Annotated in this window: 11 protein-coding genes; 9 read left to right on the top strand and 2 right to left on the bottom strand. The window is 71.7% G+C overall.

Annotated features, from left to right (window positions below):
• From OZN99_RS17340 to OZN99_RS17325, 4 genes are all read left to right on the top strand, one after another.
• Positions 1 to 920: MATE family efflux transporter (locus tag OZN99_RS17340; protein ID WP_270936518.1), on the top strand; the 920-nt coding region annotated here is incomplete at its 5' end.
• Between the two features lie 47 nt (positions 921 to 967).
• On the top strand, positions 968 to 2,098 hold the full coding sequence (locus tag OZN99_RS17335; RefSeq protein ID WP_270936517.1) for an acyl-CoA dehydrogenase family protein: 1,131 nt from the start codon (positions 968 to 970) through the stop codon (positions 2,096 to 2,098).
• Positions 2,095 to 2,859: a 3-ketoacyl-ACP reductase gene (locus OZN99_RS17330; RefSeq protein WP_270936516.1), complete on the top strand. Its 765-nt coding sequence runs from the start codon at positions 2,095 to 2,097 to the stop codon at positions 2,857 to 2,859. The genes OZN99_RS17335 and OZN99_RS17330 overlap by 4 nt, the downstream gene beginning before the upstream one ends.
• Positions 2,856 to 3,320, top strand: a complete 465-nt coding sequence (locus OZN99_RS17325) for a MaoC/PaaZ C-terminal domain-containing protein (RefSeq protein WP_270936515.1) — start codon at positions 2,856 to 2,858, stop codon at positions 3,318 to 3,320. Before OZN99_RS17330 ends, OZN99_RS17325 begins: the two co-directional genes overlap by 4 nt.
• On the opposite strand, the gene OZN99_RS17320 is transcribed toward OZN99_RS17325, so the two are convergent.
• Both OZN99_RS17320 and OZN99_RS17315 read right to left on the bottom strand, forming a co-directional pair.
• Complete coding sequence (locus OZN99_RS17320) at positions 3,317 to 4,411, bottom strand: Gfo/Idh/MocA family protein (protein ID WP_270936514.1); 1,095 nt, start codon at positions 4,409 to 4,411, stop codon at positions 3,317 to 3,319. The genes OZN99_RS17325 and OZN99_RS17320 overlap by 4 nt on opposite strands.
• Complete coding sequence (locus tag OZN99_RS17315; protein WP_270936513.1) at positions 4,408 to 5,133, bottom strand: enoyl-CoA hydratase/isomerase family protein; 726 nt, start codon at positions 5,131 to 5,133, stop codon at positions 4,408 to 4,410. The genes OZN99_RS17320 and OZN99_RS17315 overlap by 4 nt, the downstream gene beginning before the upstream one ends.
• A 119-nt stretch (positions 5,134 to 5,252) precedes the next feature.
• Between OZN99_RS17315 and OZN99_RS17310 the strand changes: the two genes are divergently transcribed.
• The 5 genes from OZN99_RS17310 to OZN99_RS17290 all read left to right on the top strand — a co-directional run bounded on the left by OZN99_RS17310 (position 5,253) and on the right by OZN99_RS17290 (position 10,265).
• Positions 5,253 to 6,794 (top strand): acyl CoA:acetate/3-ketoacid CoA transferase, encoded by a 1,542-nt coding sequence (locus OZN99_RS17310; RefSeq protein ID WP_270936512.1) that lies wholly within the window; start codon positions 5,253 to 5,255, stop codon positions 6,792 to 6,794.
• A complete protein-coding gene (locus OZN99_RS17305) occupies positions 6,791 to 7,237 on the top strand; it encodes a MaoC family dehydratase (protein ID WP_270936511.1) in 447 nt (148 codons plus the stop codon). Before OZN99_RS17310 ends, OZN99_RS17305 begins: the two co-directional genes overlap by 4 nt.
• 128 nt (positions 7,238 to 7,365) lie before the next feature.
• Positions 7,366 to 8,364: a TRAP transporter substrate-binding protein gene (locus tag OZN99_RS17300; protein WP_270936510.1), complete on the top strand. Its 999-nt coding sequence runs from the start codon at positions 7,366 to 7,368 to the stop codon at positions 8,362 to 8,364.
• Positions 8,365 to 8,433: 69 nt separating this feature from the next.
• Entirely contained in the window at positions 8,434 to 8,949 is a 516-nt protein-coding gene (locus OZN99_RS17295; RefSeq protein WP_270936509.1) for a TRAP transporter small permease, read from the top strand.
• Positions 8,946 to 10,265, top strand: coding sequence for a TRAP transporter large permease (locus OZN99_RS17290; protein WP_270936508.1), 1,320 nt, complete (start codon positions 8,946 to 8,948; stop codon positions 10,263 to 10,265). Before OZN99_RS17295 ends, OZN99_RS17290 begins: the two co-directional genes overlap by 4 nt.
• Positions 10,266 to 10,480 lie beyond the last annotated feature (215 nt).

Below are 10,480 nucleotides of genomic sequence, written 5' to 3'. Positions count from 1 at the left end.
CGGCCTATGCGGCGTGGCTGTTCGGCGCCGGCGCGCTGCCGGCCTGGCTGGCGAATACCCTGGCCTCCGTGCTGCGCGGCGGCGGGCGGCATGCGCTGGCGGCGCGGGTGCTGCTGCTCGGCTGGGCCGCCTATCCGCCCGTCGCCTGGTTGCTGGCGGAGCCGGGAGGGATGGGCCTGGCCGGCATCGGCGCCGGCTTCGCGCTGGTGTTCTGGATCGCCGCGGCCGTCATGGGGCTGGTCGTGCTGCGCGGCGGCGCGGGGTTCGCGCCCACGCTGCGCGTCCGTCCGCAACGCGCGATGTTTGGGCGCATCCTCTCGGTCGGGCTGGTCGCATGCCTGCTGGCGGCCATCGCGAACCTGACGACCATCCTGGTCACCGCGCAGCTCGCCGCGCAGGGCCCCGCGGTGGTCGCGGCCTATGGCATCTCCGCGCGGCTGGAGTTCCTGATGATCCCGCTGGCCTTCGGCATCGGCTCCGCGCTGACCGCGCTGGTCGGCCGCGCGGTGGGCGCCGGCGACTGGGCGGAGGCGCGCCGCCTTGCCTGGACCGGCGCGATGCTGGCCTTCGTGCTGGCTGGCAGCGCGGGCTTGGCCGTCGCGCTGTTCCCGCATCACTTCGCGCGCGCCTTCACCGGGGATGCGGAGGTCGCCGCCATCGCCGCGCGGGCGCTGTCCATCATCGGGCCCGCCTATGGCGGCTTCGGGCTCGGCATGGCGCTGTACTTCGCCTGCCAGGGCGCGGGCCGCATGGCCTGGCCGGTGGGGGCCGCGCTGTCGCGCTTCGCGCTGGCAGTCGGCGGCGGCGCTCTGCTGGCCGGACCGCTGGGACTGGATGGGCAGTTCCTCGCCGTCGCGCTCGGCATCACCGCCTACGGTCTCGTCACGGCGGCCTCGGTCCGGCCCGGCGTCTGGCGCTGAGCCGCGCCCGGCGGCATGCTGCCGGCACCAACCGGGGAGGAGGCGCCGTGCCCGAGGACGCGACGCTGGAGGCGCTGCGCGAGACGGCCCGCCGCTTCGCGGAGAGCGAGGTGGCGCCCCGCGCCGCCGAGCTCGACGAGACGGAGGCCTTCCCGGTCGACATCTATCGCGCGCTGGCACGGCTCGGCCTGCTCGGGATCACCGTGCCGGAGGCGATGGGCGGCGCGGAGGCGGGCGTGCTGGCCTATGCGGTGGTGATGGAGGAGCTCTCGCGCGGCTATGCCAGCATCGCCGACCAGGTGGGACTGGTGGAGTTGCTCGCGACGCTGCTGAGCGAGCATGGCACGGAGCGCCAGCGCGACGAGTTCCTGGCCCCGCTGCTGCGCTACGACCGCAGCTGCGCCTATGCGCTGACCGAGGCCGAGGCCGGATCGGACCTGGCTGCGCTGAAGACCACGGCGCTGCGAGACGGCGACGGCTGGCGGCTCAGCGGCACCAAGATGTGGATCCACATGGCGCCGCGCGCCGACTTCGCCGCGGTGCTGGCGCGCACGGACCCCGCCGCCGGGCATCGCGGCATGTCCATTTTCCTGGTGGACCTGCATGCGCCGGGCGTCGAGCGGTTGCGCGCCGAGCACAAGATGGGCCAGCGCGCCTCCCCGGTCGGCGGGCTGCGCTTCGAGGATGTGCGCCTGCCCGCGGAGGCGCTGCTGGGGCCTGAAGGCCGCGGCTTCCACATGATGATGTCTGTGCTGGACAAGGGCCGCATCGGAATCGCCGCGCTGGCGCTCGGCATCCTGCAGCGCGCGCTGGAGGAGAGCATCGCCTATGCGAAGCAGAGGGTGCAGTTCGGCCGGCCGATCGCGGAACAGCAGGCAATCCGCTTCCTGATCGCCGACATGGCGAAGGACGCGCATGCCACGCGCCTGATGGTGCGCGACGCCGCCCTGCGGATGGATGCCGGGCGGAAGGCGACGCTGGAGGCGAGCATGGCCAAGTGCTTCGCCTCCGACGCCGCCGTGGCGCGCACCGCCGATGCAGTCCAGATCCATGGCGGGACGGGCTACATCCGCGGCGTGACCGTGGAGCGGCTGTACCGCGACGCGAAGATCACGCAGATCTACGAAGGCACCAACCAGATCCAGCGGGTGATCATGGCAAGGGAGTTGCTTGGATGAGGCCTGTTGCCCTGGTTACCGGCGCGCGCCGCGGCATCGGGCGCGCCACCTGCGCCGCCCTCGCCGCGAAGGGCTACGACGTGCTGGGCTGCGACATCGCGGACGAGGGCGCGGACGAGACCGCGGCCGCCGTCGTCGCGCTCGGCGCGCGCTTCGGCTTCCGCCGCTGCGACGTCGCGGATCTGGACGCGGTGGCGAGCCTCGCCGCATGGGCCTGGGGCGAATGGGGCGGGGTGGAGGCGCTGGTCAACAATGCCGGCGTCGGCGCCCTGCAGCGCGGGGACCTGCTGGAGGTCTCGCCGGAGTCCTGGGACCGCTGCATGGACATCAACGCGCGCGGGCCGTTCTTCGTCTCCCAGGCGCTGGCCCGGCGCATGGTGGCGGAGGGCGCGCCGCAGCGCGGGCCCCGCGCCCTGGTCTTCGTCTCCTCCGCCAACGCCTTCATGGCCGCGCCGGACCGCGCCGAATACACTGCCAGCAAGACGGCCGTCTCCATGGTCGCGCGCTGCTTCGCCCTGCGCCTGGCGGAGGACGGCATCCCCGTCTACGACATCCGCCCCGGCGTGATCCGCACGGACATGACGGCGCCCGTCGCCGCCCGCTATGCGCAGCGCATCGCGGAGGGGCTCTCGCCCATCCGGCGCTGGGGCGAGCCCGAGGATGTGGGCGACGCCATAGCCGCGCTGGTCAGCGGCGCCATCCCCTTCTCCACCGGGGATGCCTTCCACATCGACGGCGGGCTCCACATCCACCGGCTATGAGGATCGACGCAGGCCTGCTGCGCTACGAGCAGATCGAGCCCGGCCTCGCCTTCGAGACCGGCGGGATCACCGTGACCGAGGCGCACATCACCGGCTTCGCGGGCCTGACCGGCGACTTCTTCGACATCCACATGGACGACGAGTACGCGCGCGCGCTGGGCTATCCCGGCCGGGTCGCGCATGGGCTGCTCGGCCTGGCTCTCTGCGACGGGCTGAAGAACCGGGCGCCGGTGCGCTTCGCCGCCATCGTCTCGCTGAACTGGCGCTGGTCCTTCACCGGGCCGATCCTCGTCGGCGACCGCATTGCCGCGCGGATCGCCGTGCTGGGGAAGCGGGCCACGCGCAACCCGGCGCGCGGCATCGTCACGCTCGGCTTCGATCTCCTGAACCAGAGACGCGAGGTGGTGCAGAAGGGCGAGAACGACTTGATGGTGCACACCCTGGCCGGCACGCCGCCCTAACCCAGATCCACGAAGCTGCCGGAGACGGAGCTCGCCAGGATCGCCTCGATCAGCCGCAGCACCGGCAGGCCGGTCGCGCCGGCATGCGACGGCGGCCGCCCCTGCTCGATCGCGTCCAGCATCTCCGCGATCATCGCGCGGTGCGGTCCGTGGTCGAAGGCCATCGGGTCGGCCCCACCGCCGCCGGCCAGGCCGCGGTCCAGCACCTCCGGCAGCCTGCCCTTCAGGTGGAGCTCCAGCCGCTCCGCCACCAGCGCGGCGCTGCCGCCGGTGCCGGCGATCTCGATCCGCTCGGGGAAGCCGGGCTCCGCCACCGTCGTCGCGTCCACCGCGCCGATCGCGCCGTTCGCGAAGCGCAGCGCCGCCGCGGCGATGTCCTCCGTGTCAATGGCGCGCAGCGGGGAGGTGCGGGCGAAGCCCGCGACCCGCGACACCGGGCCGGCCAGGTGCAGCAGCAGGTCCAGCGTGTGGATCGCCTGGGTCAGCAACACGCCGCCGCCGTCGCGCGCCATGGTCCCGCGCCCGGGCTGCGCGAAGTAGGCGGCATCCCGCCACCAGCGGATGCTGGCGGAGCAGGACAGCAGCGTGCCCAGCTCGCCCGCCGCGATCGCCTGCTTCAGCCGCAGCGCCGCGGGGCGGAAGCGGTGCTGGAACACGACGCCCAGCGTCACATCCGCGCGCGCCGCCAGCGCCGCCAGCGCTTCCGCACGGTCCACCGTGCGCTCCAGCGGCTTCTCCACCAGCAGGTGCTTGCCTGCCGCGGCGCAGGCTTCAGCCACCGGCAGATGCGCCCCTGGCGGCGTCAGGACGATCACGAGATCCAGGCCGGGCGCGGCCAGCAGCGCCTCCAGGCTCAGGAAGACGGGCGCCCCCCAGGCCTGCGCGAAGGCGCCGCGCCGCTGCGCGCTGGGCGAGAAGCCGCCGAGCAGCCGCACGCGGCCCTCCGCCTCCAGGTCACGGATCGCCAGCATGTGCGGCGCCACCGCCATGCCGAGCCCGACGATGCCCACGCCGATTTCGCGCGGCCGATTCAGACGTCCGGTGCTCGCCGCCTCCGGCGTCTGCGCCCTTCCGTCATCGGACGCGATCATCGCGCACCCTCCCGCAGCGCCGCCAGGCACAGCACGTTCATCTCGTTCTCATAGGCGAGGCCGGCGGAAAGCGGCGCCTCCAGCGACTGCCGCACCGCCGCCTTCACCGCCTGCACCGCCACGGGCGGCAGCGCGGCCAGCGACCGGCACAGCTCCATCGCCGTCTCCTCCAGCACCGCATCCTCCACCACCTGCTCCACCAGCCGCAGGCGCAGCGCCTCCTCCGCGTCGATCTGCTCGCCGGTGAGCAGCAGGCGCATGGCCACGCCGAGGCCCGCCAGGCGCGGCAGCAGCTGGCTGGCGCCGCCGCCGCCCACCCAGCCGCGCGTCACCTCCGGGAAGCCGATCCGCGCGCTGCGGCCAGCGATGCGGATGTCGCTCGCCAGCGCCAACTCGAATCCGCCGCCCAGCGCCCAGCCCTTCACCGCGGCGACGACGGGCTTGCGGATGGACCGCACCGCGCCGGGGTAATCGGGCCGGTGGCGGAAATCCCAGGCGGTCGGGAAGGCCTCGATCGCGTTGAGGTCCATCCCGGCGCAGAAGGCGCGCGGGCCGGCACCGCGCAGCAGCACCGCACGCACCGCCCCATCCGCATCGATACTGCGCGCATGGACAGCAAGCTGTCCGGCCATCGCGTTGGTGATGGCATTGTGTTTCGCGGGACGGTCGAGCGTCAGCACCGCGACGCCGTCCTGCACCTCCAGCGTCACCTGGCCGTCCATCCGGTTCCCTCCCGCGCGCCGCAGCCTTTGCCTCAGCGACTGATTCACCGCTTCGGCGATTCCGCCTTCGCGGATCAGGCGCTAGAGTAGCGCCAAGCACGCAAGGGGAAACGGGCAGGATGCGCAGGGTGACGGCGGAACAGGCCGCGTCCCTCGTCCGGGATGGCGACACGCTGCTGATCGGCGGCTCGGGCGGCGGCCATGCCGTGCCGGACGCGCTGCTCGCCGCGCTCGGCCGGCGCTTCCGCGAGACCGCCTCGCCGCGCGGCATCACGGCGCTGCACCCCGTGGGTGTGGGCGATGGCGCGCATCGTGGCCTCGGCCATCTGGCGCAGAAGGGACTGCTGAAGCGCAACGTCGCCGGCAGCTACGTGAACAGCCCGCCCGTCGGCCAGATGGCGTTGCGCGACGAGATCGAGGCGTGGAGCCTGCCACAGGGCGCGCTGAGCCAGCTGATGCGGGAGATGGCGGCGGGCCGCGCCGGGCTGCTGACCAAGACCGGCCTGCACACCTTCGTCGATCCGCGCCACGGCGGCGGCCGCCAGTCGTCCTCCGCGAAGGAGGATCTCGTCGAGCTCGTGCAGTTCCGCGGCGAGGAGTGGCTGTTCTACAAGCCCTACAAGGTGGACGTGGCCTTCCTGCGCGGCACCACGGCGGACGAGGACGGCAACGTCTCCATGGAGCACGAGGCCGTCACGCTCGAGATGCTGTCGGAGGCGCAGGCGACGAAGCGCTGCGGCGGCATCGTGGTGGTGCAGGTCAAGCGCATGGCGCGCCGCGGCAGCCTGCATCCGAAGATGGTGAAGATCCCCGGCATCCTGGTGGACCTGGTGGTCGTCGTGCCAGACCAGGAGCAGACCTTCGAGACGCCCTACTCGCCCGCCTATTCCGGCGAGGTCCGGGTGCCGCTCGAGGACATCCCGGTGCTGCCGCTCGATGCGCGCAAGATCGTGGCGCGGCGCGGCGCGCTGGAGCTGTTCCCGCAAGCCGTGTGCAACCTCGGCTCCGGCATCTTCACGGGTCTGGCGAATGTCGCGGCGGAGGAAGGCTGCCTGGATGCCGTCTGCCTGACCAACGAGCAGGGCAACATCGGCGGCGCGCCGGCGTCCGGCGGGGAAGCGGGCGCGGCGATGAACCCGGACGCGCAGGTCGATCAGCCCTACCAGTTCGACTTCTACGACGGCGGCGGCCTCGACCTGGCGTTCCTGTCCTTCGCGGAGTTCGACGCGGCAGGGAACGTCAACGTCTCGCGCTTCGGCAACCGCCTCATCGGGCCGGGCGGCTTCATCAACATCAGCCAGAACGCGCGGCGCGTGATCTTCGGCGGCACGCTGACCGCAGGCGGCAAGCCGAAGGCGGTGGCGCAGGTGGAGCAGGTGACCTTCTCCGGACCCTATGCGCGGGACCGCGGGCAGCCCGTGCTCTATGTGACGGAGGCCGCGGTGTTCCGCCTCGGCGCCGCCGGACCGGAGCTGGCGGAGATCGCGCCCGACCTCACCGTGGACGGCGTCGCCGCGCGCATGGGCTTCCGCCCCGCCGTCGCGCCGGACCTGCGGCCGATGGACCCGCGCCTGTTCCGCGAGGCGCGCATGGGCCTGGCCGCGGACATCGCCGCGAAGCCGCCGAAGGCGGCCTCCGCGCGGCTGGCGGAGCTGCCGTGAGGCTCGGAATCGGCCCGGGCGAGGTCGCGACCTTCACCAAAACGGTGACGGAACGCGACCTTCTGCTGACGGCGGAGATCACCGGCGACCACGACCCGCTGCATGTGGACGAGGCCTATGCGGCGAGGACCGCCTATGGCCGGCGCATCGCGCATGGCGCGCTGGTGCTCGGCCTGCTCTCCTCCACCGCCAGCACCATCGCCCACCGCGCCATCGCCAACGGGGCGGAGGGCGTGCCGGTCTCGCTCGGCTACGACCGCGTGCGCTTCCTCAAGCCGGTCTTCATCGGCGACACGCTGACCGCGCGCTACCGGGTGGACACGACAGACGCCGAGGCCGGCCGGGCCGAGAGCGCCTGCGAGGTGGTGAACCAGGCCGGCGAGACCTGCCTAGTCGCCCGGCACATCCTGCGCTGGGTGGCGGAGCGGCCGCCGCCAGCGTGACGCATTTGCAATCATCGCCCGGCGCCGAACCGCGTAACTGGGCGGTTCCCAAATGCCGCCGGACCGGGTTAGCCTCCCCGCCGCAAGCCGGGTTGAGAGCCGGCAGTCACGATGGGGAGACAAGTCCAATGCAACGTCGCGCTTTCCTCGGCGTCGCCGGGGCCGCCGCCGGCCTGCTCGCCGCGCCGAACGTGTTGCGCGCCCAGGCGCCGGTCACCCTGAACGGCGCCAGCCAGTTCAATGACGAGCACGTCTTCAACCGGACGATGAAGCGCTTCCAGGACCTGGTCGTGCAGTACTACGGCCGTCCCGTGAACTTCGTCATGCACAACAACAGCTCGCTCGGGCTGGAGAAGCAGTTCTTCGAATACATGTCGGCCGGCCGCGCGGTGGACTTCGCCATCGTCAGCCCCGCCCACATGTCCACCTTCAGCCGCGCCGCGCCCTATATCGACGCGCCCTTCCTGTTCCGCGACCTGGCGCACTGGAACCAGGTGCTGGACGCCGACCTGTTCAAGCCGGTGGCGGACGAGGTGGAGCGGCGCGCCCGCGTCAGCCTGATCGGCTATGCCGGCGGCGGCGTGCGCAACATCTTCTCCAACCGCCCGGCGCGGACCATGGCGGAGCTGCGCGGGCTGCGCGTGCGCGTGCAGGGCGCGCCGATCTGGAGCCGGACCTTCCAGGCGATCGGCATGGCGCCGCAGGTCATCGCCTACAACGAGGTCTACAACGCCATCCAGAACAACGTCATCGAGGCCGGCGAGAACGAGGCCGCGGGCGTCGAGCAGATGCGCTTCTACGAGGTCGGGCCGAACCTCATCATGACGGAGCACGCCATCACCATCCGTCCGCTCTGCTTCTCGGTGCAGACCATGCAGCGCCTGCCGCGCGAGCTGCAGGAGGCGATCCGCCGCGCCGGGCGCGAGGCCGGCACCTTCGGGCGCCAGACCGAGAGCAGCGAGGACAGCCAGAAGATCGCCGCGCTGGAGCAGGCCGGCCGCCTGCGCCGCGTGGCCTTCACCGAGCGGGCGCAGATGAACGCCGCGGTCCAGCCGGTGATGGCGGCCTATGCCCGCGAGATCGACGCGGAGCAGATCCACAACCGCATCGCCTCGCTCACCTCGTAGCGCCCGCGTCCCGGGGCGGCGCGCGCCGCCCCGGGCGCCCTTTGCGACACGCCCCGAAGGACCCACCGCATGCCGCAACCCGGCGCGCGCGGCCTGCTGCGCCGCATCAACTTCTACTACGCCTGGCTGCTCGACATCCTGCTGGTCATCTCGGTGGCGATCATCATCGTGCCGGTCTCGCTGCAGATCTTCGCCCGCTTCACCGAGTTGCTGCCGCGCTACATCTGGACCGAGGAGCTCTCCCGCTTCCTGCTGGTCTGGATGGTGATGATCGGCGCCATGGTCGGTATCCGGGAAGGGACGCATTTCAACGTGGACCTCTTCCCCGGCCTCAAGGGCCGTGCGCGGGCCGCGGCCGACATCGTCGCCGGCGTCTTCGTGCTGGTGTTCGGCGCCGTCTTCCTGTGGTGGGGCATCGAGTTCACCGACTTCGCCTGGTTCCGCATCAGCGAGCTGGCGGAGCTGCCGCTCTGGATGATCCACATCGCCTGGCCGATCGCTGGCTTCACCTGGATCCTGTTCCAGGGCGAACGCATGTGGGACGACATCCAGACGCTGCGCCACGGGACGGAACCGGGCGCATGACCGGCGCCGCGCTGTCATCGGGCCAGGCTGCGGCCCTGCTCTTCGGCTGCTTCTTCTCCCTGCTGCTGCTGCGCGTCCCGGTCGCCGTCGCGCTCGGCCTCGCCTGCCTGCCGGCGCTGCTGATCGAGGACCGGCTCTGGCCGATGATCCTGCTGCAGGAGACGTTCAACGGCTTCAACAGCTTCATCCTGATCGCCGTGCCCTTCTTCCTGCTGGCGGCGAACCTGATGAACATCGGCGGCATCACCGACCGGCTGGTGCGCTTCTCCCGCGCCATCGTCGGCCACCTGCCGGGCAGCCTCGCGCAGATCAACGTGGTGCTGTCGATCTTCTTCGCCGGCATCTCCGGCAGTTCCACGGCCGACGCCGCCAGCCAGTCGAAGATCTTCATCGATGCGCAGCGGCGCGAAGGCTACGACGACAGCTTCTCCGTCGCGATCACCGCCGTCTCGGCGGTGCTCGCCGTCATTATCCCGCCCTCCATCCTGATGATCGTCTGGGGCGGCGTGCTCACCGTCTCGATCGGTGGGCTGTTCCTGGCCGGCGTGATCCCGGGCCTGCTGATCGGCTTCGCGCAGATGGCGACGGTGCATGCCTATGCGAAGATGCGCGGCTACCCCACCTATCAGCGCGCCAGCTGGGGGGAGTTCTTCGCCTCCTTCTTCGTCTCCGTTCCCGCACTGCTGACGCCCTTCATCATCATCGGCGGCAAGATCTTCGGCTGGTTCACCGCGACGGAAGCGGCCTGCATCGCCGTGCTCTATGCCGGCACACTGTCGATCTTCGTCTACCGGGAGATGGACCTGAAGGGCCTGCGGCTGGCCTTCTCCGAGACGGGGCGGCTGTCCGCCATCACCCTGTTCTGCGTCGGGACCGCGACCGCCTTCGGCTGGCTGCTGGCCTACTACAAGATCCCGGAATCCATGCTCTCCGGCGTCATCGCCTGGGACCTCGGCCCGATCGGGACCGGCTTCTTCATCGCCTTCGTCTTCCTGGTGGTCGGCTGCTTCCTGGATGCGATCCCGGCCATCATCATCGTCGGCACCATCCTCCAGCCGATGGCCGAGCATGGCGGGCTGCACCCGATCCACTTCGCGATGATCAGCATCGTCAGCCTGGCCTTCGGCCTGGTCACGCCGCCCTACGGGCTGTGCCTGATGATCTCCTGCGCGGTGGCGGGCATCCGCATCACCGATGCCCTGAAGGACACGCTGATCATGCTGGTGCCGATGTTCGCGGTGCTGGCGCTGCTGATCGTCTGGCCCGACATGGCGCTGCTGCTGCCGCGCCTGCTGGAGCCGGACTTCCTGAAGTAGCCGCCGGCTTGCAGGCCGGGGCGGCGGCGGCCACCTTCTTCCGGTGACCTCCCTCGCCCCGGCCCGCGCGCCCGTCGTCGCGCTGCGGCTGCTGCTGCCGCATCTCCGCCCCTATCTCGGCCGCGCCCTGGGCGCGGCGGCGGCGCTGCTGCTGGCGGCGCTGCTGACGCTGGCGCTCGGCCAGGGGGTGGCGCGGCTGGTGGACAGCGGCCTCG

The organism is Falsiroseomonas oryzae (assembly GCF_027856955.1).
Taxonomy (GTDB): Bacteria; Pseudomonadota; Alphaproteobacteria; order Acetobacterales; family Acetobacteraceae; genus Falsiroseomonas; species Falsiroseomonas oryzae.
Note: the sequence above shows the minus strand (reverse complement) of the source record. Positions and strands in the feature narration are given on the sequence as shown.